The organism is Serratia sp. PF-27, assembly GCF_030053255.1.
GTDB lineage: Bacteria > Pseudomonadota > Gammaproteobacteria > Enterobacterales > Enterobacteriaceae > Serratia > Serratia bockelmannii.
Map to the genome: position 1 here is coordinate 94,297 of NZ_JASGBT010000006.1, position 19,704 is coordinate 114,000.

The 19,704-nt window shown below is 61.7% G+C and carries 22 protein-coding genes and 1 riboswitch; of the genes, 13 read left to right on the forward strand and 9 right to left on the reverse strand.

The genetic code is table 11. From position 1 onward, the window contains the following. Positions 1-3: 3 nt before the first annotated feature. The 6 genes from srlE (at position 4) to gutQ (ending at position 4,384) form a co-directional block, all read left to right on the forward strand. Positions 4-984 (forward strand): PTS glucitol/sorbitol transporter subunit IIB, encoded by a 981-nt coding sequence (gene srlE / locus QMZ29_RS02260; RefSeq protein WP_025303875.1) that lies wholly within the window; start codon positions 4-6, stop codon positions 982-984. Positions 985-1,006: 22 nt separating this feature from the next. Then, on the forward strand, positions 1,007-1,369 hold the full coding sequence (srlB, locus tag QMZ29_RS02265; RefSeq protein WP_004941520.1) for a PTS glucitol/sorbitol transporter subunit IIA: 363 nt from the start codon (positions 1,007-1,009) through the stop codon (positions 1,367-1,369). A gap of 10 nt (positions 1,370-1,379) precedes the next feature. Next, a complete protein-coding gene (gene srlD / locus QMZ29_RS02270; protein ID WP_173888308.1) occupies positions 1,380-2,159 on the forward strand; it encodes a sorbitol-6-phosphate dehydrogenase in 780 nt (259 codons plus the stop codon). 47 nt (positions 2,160-2,206) lie between these two features. Then, complete coding sequence (gene gutM, locus QMZ29_RS02275; RefSeq protein WP_043138008.1) at positions 2,207-2,563, forward strand: transcriptional regulator GutM; 357 nt, start codon at positions 2,207-2,209, stop codon at positions 2,561-2,563. Positions 2,564-2,646: 83 nt separating this feature from the next. Then, a complete protein-coding gene (srlR, locus tag QMZ29_RS02280) occupies positions 2,647-3,420 on the forward strand; it encodes a glucitol operon DNA-binding transcriptional repressor SrlR (RefSeq protein WP_025303878.1) in 774 nt (257 codons plus the stop codon). After that, positions 3,413-4,384 carry an arabinose-5-phosphate isomerase GutQ gene (gene gutQ, locus QMZ29_RS02285; protein WP_016926691.1) on the forward strand — a complete coding sequence of 324 codons (972 nt, stop codon included), beginning with the start codon at positions 3,413-3,415 and terminating at the stop codon, positions 4,382-4,384. Before srlR ends, gutQ begins: the two co-directional genes overlap by 8 nt. 39 nt (positions 4,385-4,423) lie before the next feature. Here the strand turns inward: gutQ and QMZ29_RS02290 are convergent, their stop codons facing one another. From QMZ29_RS02290 to QMZ29_RS02305, 4 genes are all read right to left on the reverse strand, one after another. Further along, positions 4,424-4,882: an inhibitor of vertebrate lysozyme family protein gene (locus QMZ29_RS02290; protein ID WP_060434395.1), complete on the reverse strand. Its 459-nt coding sequence runs from the start codon at positions 4,880-4,882 to the stop codon at positions 4,424-4,426. Between the two features lie 84 nt (positions 4,883-4,966). Beyond that, positions 4,967-5,767, reverse strand: coding sequence for a bifunctional hydroxymethylpyrimidine kinase/phosphomethylpyrimidine kinase (gene thiD / locus QMZ29_RS02295; RefSeq protein WP_025303881.1), 801 nt, complete (start codon positions 5,765-5,767; stop codon positions 4,967-4,969). Further along, a complete protein-coding gene (gene thiM, locus QMZ29_RS02300; RefSeq protein ID WP_060434393.1) occupies positions 5,767-6,558 on the reverse strand; it encodes a hydroxyethylthiazole kinase in 792 nt (263 codons plus the stop codon). The genes thiD and thiM overlap by 1 nt, the downstream gene beginning before the upstream one ends. Before the next feature lie 35 nt (positions 6,559-6,593). Next, a riboswitch (TPP riboswitch) is annotated at positions 6,594-6,690 on the reverse strand. Between the two features lie 91 nt (positions 6,691-6,781). Further along, a complete protein-coding gene (locus tag QMZ29_RS02305) occupies positions 6,782-7,396 on the reverse strand; it encodes a TetR/AcrR family transcriptional regulator (RefSeq protein ID WP_060434391.1) in 615 nt (204 codons plus the stop codon). Positions 7,397-7,613: 217 nt separating this feature from the next. Here QMZ29_RS02305 and QMZ29_RS02310 point away from each other — a divergent pair, with 217 nt between their 5' ends. The 5 genes from QMZ29_RS02310 (at position 7,614) to QMZ29_RS02330 (ending at position 12,172) form a co-directional block, all read left to right on the forward strand. After that, on the forward strand, positions 7,614-7,877 hold the full coding sequence (locus QMZ29_RS02310; RefSeq protein ID WP_060434389.1) for a YtcA family lipoprotein: 264 nt from the start codon (positions 7,614-7,616) through the stop codon (positions 7,875-7,877). Positions 7,878-7,887: 10 nt separating this feature from the next. Continuing rightward, positions 7,888-8,925: a multidrug transporter subunit MdtN gene (gene mdtN / locus QMZ29_RS02315; RefSeq protein ID WP_049204871.1), complete on the forward strand. Its 1,038-nt coding sequence runs from the start codon at positions 7,888-7,890 to the stop codon at positions 8,923-8,925. After that, the gene (locus QMZ29_RS02320) at positions 8,915-10,894 is read left to right on the forward strand and encodes an FUSC family protein (protein WP_230201424.1); all 1,980 of its coding nucleotides are present in this window, start codon (positions 8,915-8,917) and stop codon (positions 10,892-10,894) included. The genes mdtN and QMZ29_RS02320 overlap by 11 nt, the downstream gene beginning before the upstream one ends. A gap of 70 nt (positions 10,895-10,964) precedes the next feature. After that, a complete protein-coding gene (locus QMZ29_RS02325) occupies positions 10,965-11,390 on the forward strand; it encodes a GNAT family N-acetyltransferase (protein ID WP_099816852.1) in 426 nt (141 codons plus the stop codon). 101 nt (positions 11,391-11,491) lie between these two features. Continuing rightward, on the forward strand, positions 11,492-12,172 hold the full coding sequence (locus tag QMZ29_RS02330) for a methyltransferase (RefSeq protein ID WP_261426526.1): 681 nt from the start codon (positions 11,492-11,494) through the stop codon (positions 12,170-12,172). Here QMZ29_RS02330 and QMZ29_RS02335 read toward each other — a convergent pair. Continuing rightward, the gene (locus tag QMZ29_RS02335) at positions 12,149-13,378 is read right to left on the reverse strand and encodes an MFS transporter (protein ID WP_261426528.1); all 1,230 of its coding nucleotides are present in this window, start codon (positions 13,376-13,378) and stop codon (positions 12,149-12,151) included. The genes QMZ29_RS02330 and QMZ29_RS02335 overlap by 24 nt on opposite strands. A gap of 95 nt (positions 13,379-13,473) precedes the next feature. Here QMZ29_RS02335 and QMZ29_RS02340 point away from each other — a divergent pair, with 95 nt between their 5' ends. Continuing rightward, the gene (locus tag QMZ29_RS02340) at positions 13,474-13,923 is read left to right on the forward strand and encodes a winged helix-turn-helix transcriptional regulator (protein ID WP_060434485.1); all 450 of its coding nucleotides are present in this window, start codon (positions 13,474-13,476) and stop codon (positions 13,921-13,923) included. 6 nt (positions 13,924-13,929) lie between these two features. Here the strand turns inward: QMZ29_RS02340 and QMZ29_RS02345 are convergent, their stop codons facing one another. The 3 genes from QMZ29_RS02345 to QMZ29_RS02355 are packed head-to-tail and all read right to left on the reverse strand — an operon-like array spanning position 13,930 to position 15,167. After that, positions 13,930-14,190 (reverse strand): DUF1158 family protein, encoded by a 261-nt coding sequence (locus QMZ29_RS02345; RefSeq protein WP_060434382.1) that lies wholly within the window; start codon positions 14,188-14,190, stop codon positions 13,930-13,932. 55 nt (positions 14,191-14,245) lie between these two features. Beyond that, the gene (locus QMZ29_RS02350; RefSeq protein WP_060434380.1) at positions 14,246-14,626 is read right to left on the reverse strand and encodes a putative T6SS immunity periplasmic lipoprotein; all 381 of its coding nucleotides are present in this window, start codon (positions 14,624-14,626) and stop codon (positions 14,246-14,248) included. Positions 14,627-14,633: 7 nt separating this feature from the next. Then, complete coding sequence (locus QMZ29_RS02355; protein WP_072269867.1) at positions 14,634-15,167, reverse strand: type IV secretion protein Rhs; 534 nt, start codon at positions 15,165-15,167, stop codon at positions 14,634-14,636. A 273-nt stretch (positions 15,168-15,440) separates the two neighbouring features. On the opposite strand from QMZ29_RS02355, the gene rluF reads away from it, so the two are divergent. Beyond that, positions 15,441-16,310: a 23S rRNA pseudouridine(2604) synthase RluF gene (gene rluF, locus QMZ29_RS02360; RefSeq protein WP_025303889.1), complete on the forward strand. Its 870-nt coding sequence runs from the start codon at positions 15,441-15,443 to the stop codon at positions 16,308-16,310. A 145-nt stretch (positions 16,311-16,455) separates the two neighbouring features. Here rluF and QMZ29_RS02365 read toward each other — a convergent pair whose 3' ends face one another. After that, entirely contained in the window at positions 16,456-19,518 is a 3,063-nt protein-coding gene (locus QMZ29_RS02365) for an autotransporter outer membrane beta-barrel domain-containing protein (RefSeq protein ID WP_261426539.1), read from the reverse strand. Positions 19,519-19,704 lie beyond the last annotated feature (186 nt).

Sequence of the window (19,704 nt, forward strand, 5' to 3'; positions counted from 1 at the left end):
AGCATGAGTGCTTATATCCGTATTGAAAAAGGCGCCAGCGGCTGGGGCGGCCCCCTGGAATTGCCGATCGAACCCGGTAAAAAAGTGGTGTACATCACCGCCGGCACCCGACCTTCCATCGTCGATCGCCTCAGCGAATTGACCGGCTGGCCGGCCGTCGACGGTTTCAAAGAGGGCGAGCCGCCGGCGGAAGAGATCGGCGTGGCGGTGATCGACTGCGGCGGCACCCTGCGCTGCGGCCTGTATCCGAAACGCCGCATTCCGACAGTCAACATCCACGCCACCGGCCAGTCCGGCCCGCTGGCGCAGTTTATCCTCGAAGACATCTATGTCTCCGGCGTGCGTGACCACAACATCAGCCGAATCGAAGCGGCAGATAGCCAACCCGCCGCCGCCGTTGCCGCGCCGCCCAAGGCGCGCGACTACGACACTAGCAAGAAGATCACCGAGCAAAGCGACGGGCTGCTGGCGAAGGTCGGCATGGGCATGGGATCGGTGGTGGCGGTGTTCTTCCAGGCCGGGCGCGACACCATCGACACCGTGCTGAAGACCATCCTGCCGTTTATGGCGTTCGTCTCGGCCTTGATCGGCATCATCATGGCCTCCGGCCTCGGGGACTTTATCGCTCACGGCCTGACGCCGCTGGCCAACAGCCCGATCGGCCTGGTAACGCTGGCGCTGATCTGCTCATTCCCGCTGCTGTCGCCGTTCCTCGGCCCCGGCGCGGTCATCGCCCAGGTGATCGGCGTGCTGGTCGGGGTGCAGATCGGCCTCGGCCATATTCCGCCGCAGCTGGCGCTGCCCGCACTGTTCGCCATCAACGCGCAGGCCGCCTGCGACTTCATTCCGGTCGGCCTGTCGCTGGCGGAAGCCAAGCAGGACACCGTGCGAGTCGGCGTGCCTTCAGTGCTGGTCGGCCGCTTCCTGACCGGCGCGCCGACGGTGTTGATCGCCTGGGCCGCCTCGGCCTTCATTTATCAATAAGTTGATCCCTAGGGAGACATTTATGCACACCATTTTTCATACCACCATCACACAGATCGGCGGCTGCGCCCGCGACGCGTTGCTGGACAACATGCTGATCACTTTCCGTGAAGGTGCGCCGGCGGATATCGAAGAGTTCTGCTTCATCCACCGCCACGGTGCGACCGCCGGCGAGCTGCAGGTCGGCGGCGTGATGGAGCTGGCGCAGCAGCGCTACGCCATCACCGCCGTCGGCAGCGTCGCCACGCAGAATCTGCGCGAACTGGGCCACATCACCGTGCGCTTCGACGGCGAAGCCGAAGCCGAATTCCCCGGATCGATCCACGTATCCGGCCCGACGCCGACCGATATCCCGTTGGGCAGCACGCTGTCATTTATCGCATAAGGAGTAGACCATGTCTGAAGTAGCTGTAGTGATTGGCGGCGGCCAAACGTTAGGCGCCTTTTTGTCCCACGGGCTGGCGCAGGCCGGTTATCGGGTGGCGGTGGCCGATCTGAACGCCGACAATGCCAATCGGGTGGCACAGCAGATCAACGAAGCGTTTGGCGCAGGCAGCGCCTGCGGTTTTCAGGCCGACGCCACCGACGAACAGAGCGTGATCGCGCTGGCGGCGGCGGTTGACCGGGCATTCGGCCAGACCAACCTGCTGGTGTACAGCGCCGGCATCGCCAAGGCGGCGCCGATCACCGATTTCCCGCTGGGCGACTTCGATCGCTCGCTGCAGGTGAACCTGGTGGGTTATTTCCTCTGCGCCCGCGAATTCTCGCGCCTGATGATCCGTGACGGCATCGCCGGGCGCATCATTCAGATCAATTCCAAGTCCGGCAAGGTCGGCAGCAAGCACAACTCCGGCTACAGCGCCGCCAAGTTCGGCGGCGTGGGGCTGACGCAGTCGCTGGCGCTCGATCTGGCGGAGTACGGCATTACCGTGCATTCACTGATGCTTGGCAACCTGCTGAAGTCGCCGATGTTCCAGTCGCTGCTGCCGCAGTACGCGCAAAAACTGGGCATCGCGCCGGAACAGGTGGAGCAGTACTACATCGACAAGGTGCCGCTGAAACGCGGTTGCGACTATCAGGACGTGCTGAACACCCTGCTGTTCTACGCCAGCGAGAAGGCCTCTTACTGCACCGGCCAGTCGATCAACATCACCGGCGGCCAGGTAATGTTCTGACGCCACCGACGCCCCCCTCCCGTGGAAGGGGGCCTAAGGAGAACCCCATGACACAAGCTCTGATCGCCTTCGCACTGCTGGCCTGGCTGCTGCAAATCGCCTTCGGCTGGTGGCAACTGCAGCGCTTCAACCGCGCCTTCGACGGCCTGTGCCAACTGGGCGCCGTCGGCGTCGGCCGTTCCGGCGGCCGTTTCCGCCCGCGGGTGGTGCTGGCGCTGGCCTTCGATGCCGATCGGCGGGTGTGCGGCAGCCTGTTGCTACGCGGCCTGACCGTTTTCGCCCAGCCCCGCCCGCTGCCCCGATTACACGGTTTGCATCAGCGGGATTTGCGCCCGGATGTGATCTTCCCCGAGGATCGCGCATGCCAGTCTGCACTATCGTTAGCGATTGAACCCAAATCGTGATATTTTCACATTAAAAGGCATTACCTTTCATAGTGAATTATTCAGCGAGGGGAAATGCCCCACTCTTGTGAACGGGAATCGCGATGAAACCAAAGCAGCGGCAGGCCGCTATCCTTGAATATCTGCAGCGGCATGGCAAAACGGCAGTGGACGCCCTGGCAGAGCATTTCTCCACCACCGGCACCACCATCCGCAAGGATCTCACCCTGCTGGAAGACGAAGGCGAGGTGATCCGCACCTACGGCGGCGTGGTGCTCAGCCGCGACGACGGCGATCAGCCGATCGACCGCAAAACCCATATCAATACCGAGAAAAAACGCCACATCGCCAGCGCCGCCGTGGCGTTGATCGCCGACGGCGACTCGCTGATCTTCGACGCCGGCAGCACGGTGCTGCAGATGGTGCCGCACCTGGCGCAGTTCAATAACATCACGGTGATGACCAACAGCCTGACCATCGTCAACGCGCTGGTGGAGCTGGACAACGATCAGACCATCCTGATGCCAGGCGGCACCTACCGCAAAAAATCGGCCTCGTTCCACGGCAGCCTGGCCGAATCGGCGTTCCAGCAGTTCAGCTTCGACAAGCTGTTTATCGGCGCGGACGGCGTCGATCTCAACGCCGGCGTCACCACCTTCAACGAAGTGCACAACGTCAGCAAAGCGATGTGCGAAGCCGCCGGCCGCATTATTCTGTTGGTCGACTCCTCGAAATTCGGCCGTAAGAGCCCGAACGTGGTGTGCGAACTCAGCGCCGTCGACACGCTGATCACCGACCGAGACATCAACCCCGATTACCTCGCCGCCCTGCAGGCGAAAGGCATCAATATCCTTCTGGTAGGAGACCCCGATGAGTAACGCCAACGCCCTGCTCGCCTTCGCCCGCGAAACGCTGGAGATCGAGCTGACCGAAGCGCAGCGCCTGCTGGCGCGCCTGGACGACAACTTCGTCTGCGCCTGCGAACTGCTGCTGAACTGCCGTGGCAAAGCGGTGATTTCCGGCATCGGCAAGTCCGGCCATATCGGCAAGAAGATCGCCGCGTCGCTGGCCAGCACCGGCACGCCGTCGTTCTTCGTGCACCCGGCGGAGGCGCTGCACGGCGATCTCGGCATGATCGGCGCCGACGACGTGGTGGTGTTCATCTCCTACTCCGGCCGCGCCAAAGAGCTGGACCTGATCCTGCCGCTGCTGGCGGAGAACGGTATTCCGGTGATCGCCGTTACCGGCGGCAAAGAGTCGCCGCTGGCGCAGGCCGCGGCCTGCGTGTTGGATATCGGCGTCGAGCGAGAAGCCTGCCCAATGGGGCTGGCGCCCACCTCCAGCGCGGTCAACACCCTGATGATGGGCGATGCCCTGGCGATGGCGCTGATGCGCCAGCGCGGTTTCAACGCGGAAGACTTCGCCCGCTCGCACCCGGGCGGCAGTCTGGGCGCGCGCCTGCTGAACCGCGTGCATCACCTGATGCGCACCGGCGATCGCCTGCCGCGCGTGAGCGAAAGCGCCAACGTGATGGAAGCGATGCTGGAACTGAGCCGCACCGGGCTCGGGTTGGTGGCGGTCTGCGACGCGCAGCAGCGGGTGGTGGGCGTATTTACCGACGGCGACCTGCGCCGCTGGCTGGTGAAGGGCAACAGCCTGCAGGATCCGCTCAGCCCGGCGATCACCCGCCCCGGCTATCGGCTGCCGGAGCAGTGGCGCGCCGGCGAGGCGCTGGAAGCGCTGCACGAACAGCACATCAGCGCGGCCCCGGTGGTCGATATGGACGGTGTGTTGGTGGGGGCGCTCAACCTGCACGATCTGCATCAGGCCGGCATCGGCTGATCAACGCCGGGGGCGCCATCACCGGCGCCCCCGGTCAGATCATTTCCAATCGGGATTGTTCTCGAACTGCTGCTTCAGCAGCGCTTTCATGTCGTCATTCGGCTTGCCTAGCCACTGGTACTTGGCGTATTTCTTCGGATGATCGACGGCTTCCGGCCGATCTTCCACCGCGACCCGCACGCCCCAGGCCTGAGATTTATCCGCGCTGAACGCCACGATCAAAAAGTTGTTGCCGCAGTCGTGCGGCTTGCACAGGTTGCCGACCAGATACTCTTTGCCCTTCCAGCTCAGGTTCTGCGCCGGCGTAGAGGTGCCGACGCCCTTGCGCGCCCAGCCCGGCATCCGCGCCTGGCCTTTCACCATGTTTTGCCAGCTGGCCTGATACCCCGGCTGCTGAATTAAATCCGACGTGGTGACGATCTGCTGGGCAAAGCTGCCCGCGCTGAAGCTGAGCAGTGCGCCGAAGAGGGCGCAACGCAGCGCCTGGTGTCCCGTCATAGTCCTTCTCCCTAGGTTAAATCAGGTTTCGCCCGTCAAACCGGGCCTGAACTAGTCAGACCACGGTTGCGGCAAAAAGTTGACTCACCACCAGGCGTGAAAATGATGCACCGGCCCGATGCCGTGCCCCACTTCCAGGGTGTCCGCCTGTTGCAGCGCGTGTTGCAGGTAGTCCTTGGCGGCGGCCACCGTGGCCGCCCAGTCGGCATGGCGCGGGCGCAGCGCCGCCAGCGCGGCCGAGAGCGTGCAACCGGTGCCGTGGGTGTGGCGGGTGGCGACGCGCGGCGCGGTAAAGCGCTGCTCGCCTTCTGCGGTAAACAGCCAGTCCGGGCTCTCACTTTCGCTCAGGTGGCCGCCCTTCATCAGCACCGCCCGGCAGCCCATCGCCAGCAGCGCCCGCCCCTGCTCACGCATCTGCGCTTCATCTTCCGCCGGCGCGCACGCCAGCAGCGCCGCCGCTTCTGGCAGGTTCGGCGTAATGATCGACACCAGCGGCAACAGCTCGCGCCGAATAGACGCCACCGCCTCCGGCGCCAGCAACGGATCGCCGCTTTTCGCCAGCATCACGGTGTCCAGCACCACGAATTCCGGCCGGTAATGGCGCAGCCGTTCGGCCACCGCCTGCACGATGTCAGCGTTGGCCAGCATGCCGATCTTGACGCTGTCGATGCGCACGTCGCTGAATACCGAGTCCAGCTGCGCGGCGACGAACGCCGGATCGATGTAATACACCGACTGCACGCCGCGGGTATTCTGCGCCACCAGCGCGGTGATCACCGAGGTGCCGTAGGCGCCAAGCGCCGAGAAAGCCTTCAAATCGGCCTGAATGCCGGCGCCGCCGCTGGGATCGGTGCCGGCGATGGTCAGGGCGTTAATGCGTTTCATCACAGATCCTCCCCACGCAGCTGATACAGCGCGTCAAGGAACACCGGCGTAAAGCTGCCCGGCCCGGCGGCCTGCCTGGCCGCGAGGCCACCGCAGTGAGACATCACTCGGCAGGCGGTCGCCACGTTATCCAGGCGATCGCCCGGCAGGGCGCAAAACGCCGCCGCCACCGCCGACAGCGCGCAGCCGGTGCCCACTACCCGCGTCATCAGCGGGGAACCGCCTTCGATCGCCCAGTCGCGCTGGCCGTCGGTGACGTAATCCACCGCGCCGGTGACCGCCACCACCGCGCCGCTGCGCTGCGCCAGCTCACGCGCGGCGGGCAATGCCGCCAGCGAATCGTCGCCGCTGTCCACGCCGCGGCCGCTGGCCAGCAACCCGCTGAGCGCCATGATTTCCGAGGCGTTGCCGCGTATCGCCGCCGGTTTCTCGTCCAGCAGCCGTTTGGCGAAGGCGGTGCGGTAGGAGAGCGCGCCGACCGCCACCGGATCCAGCGTCCAGGGCTTGCCGGCCCGATTGGCGGCGGCCACCGCCGCCCGCATCGATTCGGCACGCAGCGCGTTGAGGGTGCCGACGTTGATCAGCAGGCCGTCGGCCAGCGCGCTGAACTGCGCCGCCTCTTGCGGCTCCACCACCATCGCCGGGGAAGCGCCGAGCGCCAGCAACACGTTGGCGGTCAGCGATTGCACCACTTCGTTAGTCAGGCAGTGGATCAGCGAAGGGCGCTGTTGGAATTGGGTCAGACAGGCCGCGGCGCGCGCGCCGGGTAGTGCATCAGGTCGAGCGATCATATTCCTCCCAACCGGCGTTCAAGAAGGCGGCGCCGGCTGGGCGGCCGTGACTTCCCTACGCTGGCATTATCCAGATCAGGTAATACGGGTATTTCTCAGCCTTCACGTAGAAGGGCACCCCGAGTCATGAAAATCAATAGGTTGTGATCAACGTTGCGTTAATCCCTGCAGGGGATCATGCCAGCGGCGGCGCGGACAAACAAGCGAATAAATTGACTCGCGCCTAAGCGATGTTTCCCTCTTTTCCCGTCAGGTACAGGCTCAGCACGCCGGGCAGCTCCGCCAGCGTGAACGCCACGCTCTGCGGCGCCGTCTTGAAGATATGGTGCAGCGTACCGGCCACCAGGCTTTGCAACAGCCGGGTTTGCTGCAGGATCTCCGCTTCGGCGGTCTCGGGGCGGCGCAGCTGCAACACGCTAGCGATCAGCGTCAGGAAGCTGGACTTTTCATCCGGCAGGTTCATTTCCCGCATCACCGGCAGGTAGTCGGCATGCTCACGCAGGTACTGCGCATAGGGTGAAAACAGCCGCTGGATCACCGCTTCAGCGGAGAGGCGCCGCCACTCATCGTCACTGGCCAACGCCATGTCGCGCACCAGCGCCTCAATCGACTCGGTATGCCGATCTGCCAGCGCCTTGATCACCGCGTGGCGATCGGGAAAAAAGTGATACATCGAACCGATGGAGGTTTTGGCGTGCTTGGCGAGCCGCTGCATGCTGAGCGCCGCCAGGCCGTCCTGCGCCACGATCGCCGCCGCCGAATCCAGAATGGTTTGTACGCGTTGCCGCCCTCTTTCCTGCTGTGGCTCTCGCCCGGTGATGTTTTCGTCGATTTGCATATTCGTTTCTGCCCGCTGTCATCAACGCATTATACCCATTTGCCGCTACGAAGGCAGGGCGACACAAAAAACTAGATTAATCCCTCTAGTTTAGAGTAGAGTATTTATTCTAGTTTACCCTGACGCAAGCGTGGGGAAGACAAACAGTGACCTCACTCACTGAAAAAGAGTCATTTCATTCGGCCCGTCGCCCAAGCCAATCGTCAGAGAATGCCCTATGCCCGACAAAAAACTGCTTATCACCTGCCTGACCGCGCTGTTGCTCACCGGGTGCTCGCCGGCACCGTCGATAGTGGTGTTCGGCGCTTCGTTCCCCGACTGGCTGTTTTGCCTGTGCGGCGGCGTGGCGGGTATGGTGGCGCTCCACCTGCTGCTGCGCACCCCGGAAAAACGCGCCTGGCTGGCGCCGCAACTGCTGACGTATCCGGCGCTGACCGCGCTGATCGCCATGCTGATCTGGTTACTGGTTTTCCCCCACTGAGACTGACGCCATGACCCAACCACACACCCCAAACCGGCGCAGACTGCTGGTGCTTACCATCCTGGCGTTGACATTCATCGTGGCCGCCGTCGTCGTCTGGCGGGTGGAAAACGCCCCCAGTACCGACGATGCTTACGCCTATGCCGACACCATCGACGTGGTGCCGGAGGTGAACGGTCGCATCGTCGAGATGCCGATCCGCGACAACCAGGAAGTGCGGCAAGGCGATCTGCTGTTCCGCATCGATCCGCGCCCTTACCAGGACGCGCTGGCGGCCAGCGAAGCGCGCCTGATCACGCTGAATGAACAGATCAAGCTGACGCAGCGTTCGGTCAACGCACAGCAGTACAACGCCGAATCGATGAACGCCATCGTCAAACGCTCACAGGCGCTGGTGGCGCAGGCGACCGACACCCTTAACCGCCGGCAAAAGCTGCTCGGCAAGAACTACGTTTCGGCGGAAGAAGTGGAAACCGCCCGCACCTCCCAGCGCTCGGCGCAGGCGGAATTGCAGGCCGCATTGCTGCAGGCGAAACAGGCGGAAGCCGCCGTCAGCGGCGTCGAAGCCCTGGTCGCACAGCGCGCCGAAGTACAGGCCGACATCGCCATCGCCAAACTGAACCTGGAGTTCACCGAGGTGAGAGCGCCGTTCGACGGCCGCATCGCCTCCCTGAAAACCACCGTCGGCCAATATGCCTCCAGCGCCAAACCGGTGTTCACGCTGATCGACACCCGCCACTGGTACGTGGTCGCCAACTTCCGCGAAACCGACCTGAAAGGCGTGCATCCCGGCGTGCCGGCCACGCTGTATTTAATGAGCGACGCCGGCCAGACCTTCAGCGGCAAGGTGGAATCGATCAGCTACGGCGTGCAGCCCGACGACGGCGGCACCGTGCTGGGCGGGCTACCCAACGTGTCGCGCAACATCAACTGGGTACACGTGTCGCAGCGCTTCCCGGTCAAGATCGCGGTCGAGGCCCCCAACCCGGCGCTGTTCCGCGTGGGCGCTTCGGCGGTAGCCAAGCTGAACCTGCGCCATGAAGAATAAAACGATGTCTCGCGGCTGGCTGTCCCCGTTGATCGACGAGCTGCGCCCTTCGGACAGCCGCATCAACCTGATGATCCGTGCTCTGCTCTCCAGCGCGATCGCCATCGTGATCTCGCAGACGCTGCAGGTGCCGTGGCTGGCGCTGTCGCTGATCGCTGTCTTCTTTATCACGCAGTCCAATATCGTTATCACCCGCACGATCGGCATCCTGTTTTTCGTCAGCTCCACGCTGGCGATCGGCGCCGCTATCCTGGTACTGAAGTTCACCTACGACTACCCGATACTGCGCATCCTGCTCTCCAGCGCGCTGTTTTTCCTCAGCGTGTTCCTGATGCGGGTGACCAAGGTTGGGGTACTGTTCTTCCTGATGGCGCTGGTGGTGATCTACACGCAAAGCTTTGTCGATCTCACTCCGCAGGCGGAAGTGGTGATACGGCTGGTGCTGTGGGTATGGGTGGCGATCAATTACGCCATCCTGCTCACCCTGATCGTCAATACCCTGCTGCTGCCGGCCGAACCGCTGAAGCAGCTAAAGGGCCGGATGAACGCGGTGTTGGACGAAACCCGCGCTATGTTGGCCAATGGCGGCGAGACGCACGATCTGAGCGCCATCTCGCAGCACGCCACCGAGCTGCATAAGCTGCTGCGCTTTTCGGTGATGCGCAGCGATCGCTGCCGCGCCAGCGAGCCCGGTTATCTGGCGCTGATCACCCTGGTGTTGCAGCTGAATATTCTGGCCTATCAGCTGCCGCCGGCTTTCGGCGCGGCCGCGCGTCAATTGGCGCAAGAGATAGACGCCGCCTGCCGCGCGCTGCAAACCGCGATCAGCCACGACAGCGCGCTGCGATTTTCCGTCGCGATCGCCGGCAGCGACGATCCGCAGGTGCCGGCGCCGCTCAATGAAATGGCCGGCCTCCTGCAGGTCTACACCAACCGCAGCGACTACGCCGACGCCCTGCAGGCCGCGCCACCGCCAAAAGTGCCCTTCTTTACCCCCGATGCCCTGACCAACCCGGTTTACATCCAGTTTTCGTTGAAAACGCTGCTGACCGTGCTGGTCGCCTACGTGTTTTATACCGCCGTCGATTGGCCCGGCATTCATACCATCATGCTGAGCTGCCTGATCGTGGCCCAGCCCAGCCTTGGCGCCACACAGCGGCGGGCGCGGCTGCGTCTCGGCGGCGCGGCGATCGGCAGCCTGCTGGCGCTGATCTCGGTGGTGTGGATCATGCCTCACCTCGACAGCCTCGTCGGCTTACTGCTGCTGACGCTGCCGGTGATCGCCCTCTCCGCCTGGATCGCCGCCGGCTCCGAGAAGATAAGCTATGCAGGGGTACAGATCCTGTTCACCTTTTCCCTGGCGCTGCTGGAAAGCTTTGGCCCGGTCACCGAGCTGACCGAGATCCGCGATCGCCTGATCGGCATCGTGCTGGGGGTAGGGTTCGCCACTTTCATTCACGCCACGCTGTGGCCGGAATACGAAGGGGAGTCGCTGCGGCAGCAGGTTGCCAACGTGCTGCGGGAACTGGCGCGCTTCCTCGGCGGCGAGAACACAAACGCCATCGGCATCTGGCAAAAGATCGAGGGCTGCGAAGCGGTGGTGGCCCGGGTGACGCTAGAGCCTACCTGGCAGTTGGCAGATGATAACCATGAAAGCTTCACCCGGCACATCCAACTGATCTTTAACCAGACGCGCAGCCTGTTGCTGACCAGCGAAAAGCTCAACACCTATCTGGCAGGCGGCGGCGCGGCGCTGTCCGTGCACGAACGCCAGGCGCTGATCGAGGTGCAACGCCAGGGCGGGCGCGTTCTCGCCGAGTATGCGGCGCAGCTTGCCAGCGCGCCGCAAGCGCTGCGGACGCCCGACTTTCATCCACCGCTGGCCGCCCTGCATGCCGACACCGTGCGCCACCTGGCTCAGGAGTTGAGCGACGGGCTCAATCGCCTGCCCGCCTGGGGCGACGCCTAGCATTTTCCGTTTGTGGCCGTGCACGCCCGGTGCAATGCGCTATAGTGAGCACAAACCACCGGGAGATGCCATGCAGATAAGACCCTACCAAGAGACCGATCGCCCCTTCCTGCGCACGCTGTACCTGGCGTCGCGCAAGGCGGCGTTCGGCTGGCGCGATACCTCAAACTATCAGTTGGAAGATTTCGACGGCGCGACGCTGGGCGAAGCGATTTGGGTGGCGGAAGACGGCGGCACGCTGCTGGGATTCGTCTCCGTCTACCGCGAAGACAACTTCATTCATAACCTGTATGTCGATCCCCATCAGCCGCCGCGCGGCGTCGGCAGTGCGCTACTGCAGGCAGCGCAAGCCACCTTCACCGCCACCGGCTCGCTGAAATGCCTGGTGAAGAATGAAAAGGCGCTGGCGTTCTACCGCAAACACGGTTGGCGCATCATCTCTACCGGCAACGACGGCGAAGAAGATTATTACCTGATGCATTCACCGGCCCGCTAACGCCGCCTTTCCCGTCACAGAACTCATTAATGATAATGGATTTCATTATCATTTAAGCATACCCTTCCTTGCCCCTCTCAATGAACTTGGCAAGGAAGGTTATGCCACATCAAACGGATACTCGCTTCCCCGATGCCGCAGCGGCGGATTACGATCGCCGTATCCTGACCCTGGTGCCCGGCTATCAGTTTGCCCAGGCTTTGCTGACGGCGACGCTCGCGCAGACGCTGCCGAATGACGCCACGCTGTTGCTGGCCGGCTGCGGCACCGGCAGCGAACTGTCGGCGCTGGCCGCCGCCAACGCCAGCTGGCGTTTCAGCGCCGTGGAACCCTCCGCCGGCATGCTGGCGGCCGCACGCGCCAAGGCCGAAGCCGCGGGTTATGCACAACGGGTGAGTTTCCAACCCACCTTGCTGCAACAAGCGCCGCAAACCCGCCACGATGCGGCGGTGTGCTCATTGGTGCTGCACTTTATCGCCGACGATGGCGCCAAACTGGATTTTCTGCAGCAGTTGGCGCAGCGCCTCTCCCCCGCCGCACCGCTGCTGCTGTTCGACTATCAACCGGAGGGCCTGCCCGCCAGCCACTACCAACATTGGCTGCAAAGCGCCGGGCATTCGGCGGCGCAGGCGCAGGAGGTGATCGAACGCACCCGCCGCAACTGGCACCCGATGACGGCGGCGCGCAGCCGTCTCCTCCTGGCGGAAAGCGGCTTCACCGCGCCTCAGCAGCTGTGCGGTGCGCTGGGCTTCCAGCTTTCACTGCTCCACCGCCGTCGCTGAGGGCGGCATCCCGCGCAGCGTCAGCCGCCAAAACAGCAACGCGCTCAGGCTGACGCCCGCCCCCAGCCAGCAGACGCCGCTCCAGCCCGCCCAGGCGTACATATGGGTGCCGGCAAAGGCGCCCAGCCCGCTGCCGACGGCGTAAAACAGCATATAGCAGCCCACCAGCCGGCTGTGCGACTGCGGGTGTGCACTGAAGATCATGCTCTGGTTCAGCACGTGGATCGCCTGGCCCGCCAGATCCAGCAGCACGATGCCCGCCACCAGCCAAACCAGGCCGCTGCCGAGCAAACCGAGCGGCAGCCAGGCCAGCGTCAACAGCAGCAGACACACGCCGCTGGCCGCCTGCCCCAACCCGCGATCCGCCAGATGCCCGGCGCGCACCGCCGCCAGCGCGCCCACCGCACCGACCAGGCCGAACGCCCCCACCGCGGCATGGCTGAAGCTGAACGGCGCCTGGCTCAGCGGCAACACCAGTGAACTCCAAAAGAGGCTGAAAGCGCCGAACATCAGCAGCGCCAGCATGCCGCGAATTTGCAGCGTGCGGTCATGCAGCAACAGGGTCAGCATTGAACGCAGCAGCGCGGGATAACTCAGCGTACTGGGAGCGGTGCGCGGCGCAGGCAGCAGGCGCAACAGGATCGGCAGCAATACCAGCGTCACCCCGGCGGAGAAAAAATACACCGTGCGCCAGCCGCCAACGTCCGCCAGCGCACCGGACAATGTGCGCGCCAACAGCAATCCCAGCACCACTCCTCCCTGCGCCGCACCAACCACCCGCCCGCGCTCCTGCGGCGGCGCCAGTGCCGCGGCAAAAGCGATCAGCCCCTGCGTCATGGCGGTGCCCAATAAGCCTACCAACAACATCCCTACCAGCAGCCCGGATGCGCTATGCGCCCAGCCTACCAGCAACAGCGCGCCAATCAGCCCCAGCTGCTGCCCCGCCAGCAACCGATGCCGGTTCAACCGATCCCCCAGCGGCACCACCAACAGCAGCGCCAGCGCGCAGCCCAACTGAGTCACGGAGATCACCATGCCGACCGCCGCCAGGCTGATGGAAAAATCATGGGCGATAGCGTCCAACAGCGGCTGCGCATAGTAAACGTTGGCCACGCTAAAGGCGCTGGCACCGGCCAACAGCAGCACCAGGGTGGCCGGCAAGCGCCCCAGCGCCGCACAGGGAGGATCCAGCAGTTTGTCGCTCATTGCACACCTCAATCTGGTTTCATTATTAAACCCAATGAACTTTAGGTGCAGAGGTTTTATAATGCAACCAGAATATGCAGCTGGAGATAACCGTCGTGAAACGTAAAAGCCTGGAAGACGCGCCGTGCCCGGTGGCGCGCACGCTGGATGTGATTGGCGACTGGTGGTCGCTGCTGATCGTGCGCGACGCCTTCGACGGCGTCACCCGCTTCAGCGAATTTCAAAAAGGGCTGGGGATGGCGAAGAACATCCTTGCCACCCGCCTGCGCGCGCTGGTGACGCACGGCGTGCTGGAGATCGTGCCCGCCGCAGACGGCAGCGCCTATCAGGAATATGTGCTGACCGAGAAAGGCCGCGGGCTGTTTCCGGTGATCGTCGGCCTGCGCCAGTGGGGGGAAGATCATCTGTTCGCCGAGGGAGAAGCGCACTCAACGCTGGTGGAAAGCGACAGCGGCCGCCCCGTCCCGCGCCTGACGCCGATCGGCAGCGCCGGGCAAACGCTCACCCCGCTGAATACCCGGGTGGTGAAGGTGGAGGAACGGTGATGAGAGTTAGTGGCGGTGCCCGCAGCTCACCCGCTGAAAAACCTGGCGGATAAAGAGCCATTCCAGACACCCGGCCAGCAGATAAACCGCGCCAAAAACGAGCGCACCAAACCATTCCGTACCGTTAAAATGGAAAAACCCACTGGCGTCAATCAGCCAAGCGGTTTGATTCTGGTTTAGCCTGGGTACAGGAAAAAGCTTTATTGTCAGCACAGCCAGCCCAACAACAGCCAATGCGTTAGCGAGCAACAGGGCAAGTTTTTTCATAGCCTTTCATTCTACAACCTAACGCAGTCCAACAAACTAAACCTAAGAACATGCGTTAATGGTTAACCCTCAGGTTGCCCCGTTCGTCGGAGACAACCATGAATGCGGCGGTAATCAAATGCGAACCTTCGGGTGTCTGTATATCGTAGGCGACGGAATAACGCTTCCCTGGCCGAAAAGCATAGTCGAATACCGGCATGCACCTCCCCGGCTCAACGAAGAAAACGTCATTATCGATAGCTTTAATGAGCTTATCGCCTGATTCGCTATAAATCTGAACGAAGCGAATATTATCCCCTGCCTTCATAGAAGAAAGAATGCAGACATGGTTATCTTTGGCAGTGACGACGGCGGGGAAGCGCGGAGTCAGCTTATCGCCAGGCCCCGGACAGCCGACCAGGAGGCTGGCCGTGAATAGAACCAAATATTTTTTCATGCTCCCCTCATCCCTTAATAATTTTTTGATAAAGTGCATGAATGTCACGCAAACTATCGGTTCCCCTGTACTTGCCCACTCGTCCAGGACGTTGATAATAACGCCACGTTTCAATACCATAAACCAACAGCAGCCAGTAATCAGCAAAAATCGAAGCTTGTTGCTCCAGCGAGTAATCAGTAATTTTATTCTTATCAAGACGATAGTTGTACTCAGCCGCCCAACTAAACAACCCACGCATTCTTACCCATTGTCCATGCTGATGCTGCCATACATGCCCCAACTCATGGATGAAAAGATGTTTTTCTTCTATCAGAACCGTGTTATCAGAAAAATCGTCTTTATAGAGTTCCCTCCGAAACCATAACTCGCCATTAGGTGCCATGGCATAACTTCTGTTTTGTAAGCCAAACGGGAAATAGCTATCACAGTGTATCCATACACGACCATATATAATTGAGCTTCCATATATATGGCGAGCCAATTTAATTTCCCCCATGGTCATACGTCGTAACGTCCCTTCCTCGGCTAATGCGTTAATTTATCCCTCCTTGAATTTATCAATATCCTAATGCTTTTCTAAAATGAATCTATACATGAACGCTTAAATGGTTTAATTTGGCACAATCCATTTATAACCTGAATAATTTGCAGAAAAATCCTCATCGATTTTCTATAATTAATTAAACGAAAAAAACATATTGCAAATACCTTTGTAGTAGCCGCGGTCAGGATACCCTTATCCAGCCCCCCTGCATGATTCGCTTCGCAGCGTCATCCGGGTAATGTATAGTCCGCGTTTTACGGAGATCCCATGCTGACTAACTCATCCATTCGTCTGAACAAATACATTAGCGAGAGTGGCATCTGCTCACGCCGCGACGCCGATCGATACATCGAACAGGGCAACGTTTTCATCAACGGTAAACGCGCCACCGTGGGCGCTCAGGTATTTGCCGGCGATGTGGTGAAGGTTAACGGTCAGCTGATCGAACCGCGCAATGAAGAAGATCTGGTGCTGATCGCGCTGAACAAACCGGTCGGCATCGTCACCACCACCGAAGACGGCGAGCGCGACAACATCGCCGACTTCGTCAACCACAGCAAACGCATCTTCCCGATCGGCCGTTTGGACAAGGATTCACAGGGGCTGATCTTTCTGACCAACCACGGTGACCTGGTCAACAAGATCCTGCGCGCCGGCAACAATCATGAGAAAGAGTATCTGGTGACGGTCAACAAGCCGGTGACCGACGAGTTTATTCGCGGCATGGGCGCCGGCGTGCCGATGCTGGGCACCGTGACCAAAAAGTGCAAGGTGAAGAAAGAGGCGCCGTTCGTGTTCCGCATCACGCTGGTCCAGGGGCTGAACCGCCAGATCCGCCGCATGTGCGAACACTTCGGCTATGAGGTCACCAAGCTGGAACGCACGCGCATCATGAACGTCAGCCTGAAAGGGTTGCCGCTGGGCGAGTGGCGCGATCTGACCGATGACGAGCTGATTGAGCTGTTCAAGCTGATTGAAGGCTCTTCGTCCGAGGCTAAACCGACGAAGAAAGCCCCGGCCAAATCTGCCCCGGCGAAAAAACCGAACGCCGGCGGGCCGAAAGGCGCCGACAAAGCCGCTGCGCCAGCCGGCCGCAAGCGCTTTACCCAGCCAGGGCGCAAGAAAAAAGGGCGTTAACCCCCGCTCGCGCTTCTCGCCAAGCCCGCCATCGCGCGGGCTTTTTCATCATAAAAGTCAGCCACAGGCCGCCACTGCGTTCTCACCATAAAAAAGGCCCGCATCAAGCGGGCCTGCAAGTACCAGAGAAGCCTGGAGGAAAAAATCAGAACGACCAGCGCAGGTTGGCGTTGACCGAATTAACGCGAGTATCGGCGCCAAATTGCCCCTGATAGCCGACATCCAGTGTCGCGGCGTGCGACAGTTTCACGCTCACACCGATATCGCCCACCATCACGTTGTCATCCACGGCCTGGCCCTGCGTGACGAACGCGTCGCTGCCGGCAAACGCCATGCGCGATGAAGTGTTCTTATCGCCGTAGGCGTGCTGCCAGCCGAGTGAGCCGTAAAGGCTGACGTTCTTCGGCAGTTCGGTCACGCCGCGCACCCCGAGCGTAGAGTAGAAGGTGTTCATCGTTTCATTGCGCACGCTCAGCGCCGCCGCGCCACCCGACTCCTGGAAGCTGTCGGTATGCAGGCGGATGTAGCTCAGGTTGATGAACGGTTCGACGTTCATCTCCGGCTGGCCGAAACGGTAACCCGCTTCGGTGAACGCCAGCAGCGAGTTCGCGTCATAATCCGACTTCAGCCGATCCGAGAAGCCGCTGAAATCGACGTTGCGCTTGCCTTCAATCTTATGCCAGGTGTAACCCAGCGCGCCGCGCAGCGAGAACGCATCCTGCTGCCCCGCCGCATACAGGCCGAGGTGGTAGTTGTCGGTATCGGCCTTGGAACGGCGGCTGTCGACGTCGTAGTCGCCGCGGCTGTAACCAAAGTAGCCGCCGATGCGCACGTTATGGTCCGCCAGCTTGCGATCCGCGCCCAACAGGAAGCCGGTGGTGTTGCCATCCAGCTTGCCCACGTTGCCGTTGCCGCTGTTTTTGCCCCAGGAACTGAAGGTTTGCCCCCAAACGCCGCTGTTTTGCGCCTGCGCCGGTTGCACCAGCGACATCGCCAACGGCGGTATCGGCAGGCTGTCATTGTCGAACAGGCGCAGCATGCGCTGGTTCAGCACGTTGAACAGCTGGGTGCTGCCGGCGATCAGGTTAGACTGCATCGACGGATAGACTTCACCGGACAGCTGATTGAACGCCTCGCGCGCTTCCGGCGCGCTCAGCAGCAGCAGCGAGTTATACAGCGCCAGCGAAGGGCCGCTCTGCGCCAGCGTCGAGAGCGCGCCAGCGGTATTCCACTGGTTGCCGCTCTCGGCCACCGTTTGGAAAATGCCCGGTTTGCCGCTGCCTGGATTCTCGCCCCCCGGATTTTCACCGCCTGGGCTTTCTCCGCCCGGATTCTCGCCGCCTGGATTCTCGCCCCCTGGGTTTTCCCCGCCCGGATTCTCGCCCCCTGGATTCTCACCGCCTGGGTTTTCCCCACCCGGGTTCTCGCCGCCAGGGTTTTCACCGCCCGTGTCTTTCTGCGCGATGGTCAGATCCACGGCGTTGGCGCTGTGGTTCAACGCCACATCGAGGAAGGCGGACTTGGAAACCGCCGACGCGAACTGGCCGTCAATGCCGCCGTCCGAGGTCAGAATGCGGTAGCTTTGGCCGGTTTTATAGCTGGTTTGCGGATCCAGCGCCGTAACCTGCACCTTGGCCTGATCGCTGATGGTGGTTTTGCCCGCCACCAGCAGTTGATCGCTGCGGCCGTCGCCGGCGATATCGACGTCGTAGAAGGATTCGCCGATAAAATTCAGGTAGCGTTTCAGCGTCAGCGTGCCGATATTGCCGTCGCCGGGCGAGATATGGCCGCCGGACTGGATCTCGGTCTGGCCCAGCGTGCCGTTGCCGCCCAGCGTGCCGCCGGCCTTGATCGAGGCGGCGCTGCTGTAGCCCTGCCCGTTATTGACGTCGGAACCCGCCGTCGCATTGAGGATCAGCGTGCCGCCGTTTTCGGCGCTGAGGGTTTGGATCTCGAAAATGTCGTCTTCTTTCTGGGTATTGATGTCGCTGGCGATGATGAGCTTACCGCCGCGCGCGGTGACGTTTGCCTGCAGGCCAGTGAGATCGCCGTTCAGCGTCGTGTGCCCGGCGGTGTTGATCACCTCGCCTTCGCCGCTCATCTTGTTGCTGAAGACGTAATTACCGTCGGTATGGTTAAAGTACACATAGCTGCGGAACAATCCGCCCCGCAGGGCGATCGCCGTCTGGGCATCGATAGTGCCAGCAGCGCCCGCCGCGCCGAGCGTCGGCTCGGTCAACCCGGTGCCGGTATCCATGTTGCCGCGGCTGCCGATAATCAGCGCGCCGCGGTTAGAACCGGAACCGGTCTTGCCCAGCACCACTTCGTTGCCGCCGGCGGAGAATGTCCCGCCGTCCATGACCGCCAACACGCCATTGCCGTAATCGCCGACGTTGACGCTGCTGCCGCTGGTAAACCGTGAGCCGCTGCCGGCGATCGTCAGCTCGGCGGTTTTACGCGCGCCGGAGACGCCCGCCACCTGAATATTACCGACGTTGACCGCGCCGCCGTTCAGCACGTCCAGATCGCCGTAAAGCGTGAGCGCACGGCCGACGTTCCATTGGGAATTAGCCCCCGTGACCGTGGCTTTCGGGCTCAGCATATCGCTCTCGCCCGGCCCGCTGCCATTGCCGATGCGTGCGTCAAAGGCGGTATTCAGCACCGCGCCGTCTTCAATCGCCAGCGTGGATCGTGCCCCTAAATCGGTGCCGACGCTGAGAAAATTGCTGGTGACGCGAGAACCGGCGCCGGTGGCGATAAGGTGGCTGTCATAGCCACGGGTGGTGCCGACCACGATCTCTTTCGCGCTGGCCAGCGCACCGTCTTCAACCCGCAAGGTGCCCCGCCCCAGATTCAGGCCGCCACGCAGCACGAACTGATCGTTCACCGCGTTCAGCTCGGCGTTCGGCCCGCGGACCGTGACTACGCTCTCATGAATTTGGCCGTTGAACAGCCGGCCAATATTGATGTTATAGGCGCTGATCTTGCCATTCTCGATCAGCAGATTGCCGCTTTGATTGCGGCCGACGTAAACGTCCCCGGTGTAGGCCAATGATTCGGTAATTTTTGAGTCGCCGTCAAAAATGGCATCGTCTGCGCGAGCGATATCGGCGGGCGCCAGCATCAACAGCGGCGCAGAAAATAGAGCGAGGTAAAGTTTGGAAAGCGGTGTACTAACCGCTAAAGGGTGCGATGTCTTGTCATTCACGGGCTATCTCCGTACTCGTTAGCGTGATGTCGCGAAATTTATTGTTATAGGAAAACTCAATACACTAGAGGAGGTGTGAGGCGTTATTTCGCGCACACCGGTTTAGTGATCGTCGAAGCAAAAGCTTATTGCCCCCCGGCGCTGACGCTCCGACGATGGAAAACCAGGAAGCGGCAATACCGCCCC

What these genes read in the sequence shown, in the direction of transcription:
- QMZ29_RS02290 (WP_060434395.1), bottom strand. Translation starts at nt 4,882, where the DNA reads ATGACGGGACACCAGGCGCTGCGTTGCGCCCTCTTCGGCGCACTGCTC.
- QMZ29_RS02310 (WP_060434389.1), top strand. Translation starts at nt 7,614, where the DNA reads ATGCCCGACAAAAAACTGCTTATCACCTGCCTGACCGCGCTGTTGCTC.
- thiD (WP_025303881.1), bottom strand. Translation starts at nt 5,767, where the DNA reads ATGAAACGCATTAACGCCCTGACCATCGCCGGCACCGATCCCAGCGGC.
- srlD (WP_173888308.1), top strand. Translation starts at nt 1,380, where the DNA reads ATGTCTGAAGTAGCTGTAGTGATTGGCGGCGGCCAAACGTTAGGCGCC.
- QMZ29_RS02345 (WP_060434382.1), bottom strand. Translation starts at nt 14,190, where the DNA reads ATGAAAAAACTTGCCCTGTTGCTCGCTAACGCATTGGCTGTTGTTGGG.
- QMZ29_RS02305 (WP_060434391.1), bottom strand. Translation starts at nt 7,396, where the DNA reads ATGCAAATCGACGAAAACATCACCGGGCGAGAGCCACAGCAGGAAAGA.
- QMZ29_RS02350 (WP_060434380.1), bottom strand. Translation starts at nt 14,626, where the DNA reads ATGAAAAAATATTTGGTTCTATTCACGGCCAGCCTCCTGGTCGGCTGT.
- srlE (WP_025303875.1), top strand. Translation starts at nt 4, where the DNA reads ATGAGTGCTTATATCCGTATTGAAAAAGGCGCCAGCGGCTGGGGCGGC.
- gutM (WP_043138008.1), top strand. Translation starts at nt 2,207, where the DNA reads ATGACACAAGCTCTGATCGCCTTCGCACTGCTGGCCTGGCTGCTGCAA.
- QMZ29_RS02325 (WP_099816852.1), top strand. Translation starts at nt 10,965, where the DNA reads ATGCAGATAAGACCCTACCAAGAGACCGATCGCCCCTTCCTGCGCACG.
- thiM (WP_060434393.1), bottom strand. Translation starts at nt 6,558, where the DNA reads ATGATCGCTCGACCTGATGCACTACCCGGCGCGCGCGCCGCGGCCTGT.
- rluF (WP_025303889.1), top strand. Translation starts at nt 15,441, where the DNA reads ATGCTGACTAACTCATCCATTCGTCTGAACAAATACATTAGCGAGAGT.
- QMZ29_RS02330 (WP_261426526.1), top strand. Translation starts at nt 11,492, where the DNA reads ATGCCACATCAAACGGATACTCGCTTCCCCGATGCCGCAGCGGCGGAT.
- mdtN (WP_049204871.1), top strand. Translation starts at nt 7,888, where the DNA reads ATGACCCAACCACACACCCCAAACCGGCGCAGACTGCTGGTGCTTACC.
- srlR (WP_025303878.1), top strand. Translation starts at nt 2,647, where the DNA reads ATGAAACCAAAGCAGCGGCAGGCCGCTATCCTTGAATATCTGCAGCGG.
- gutQ (WP_016926691.1), top strand. Translation starts at nt 3,413, where the DNA reads ATGAGTAACGCCAACGCCCTGCTCGCCTTCGCCCGCGAAACGCTGGAG.
- QMZ29_RS02335 (WP_261426528.1), bottom strand. Translation starts at nt 13,378, where the DNA reads ATGAGCGACAAACTGCTGGATCCTCCCTGTGCGGCGCTGGGGCGCTTG.
- srlB (WP_004941520.1), top strand. Translation starts at nt 1,007, where the DNA reads ATGCACACCATTTTTCATACCACCATCACACAGATCGGCGGCTGCGCC.
- QMZ29_RS02320 (WP_230201424.1), top strand. Translation starts at nt 8,915, where the DNA reads ATGAAGAATAAAACGATGTCTCGCGGCTGGCTGTCCCCGTTGATCGAC.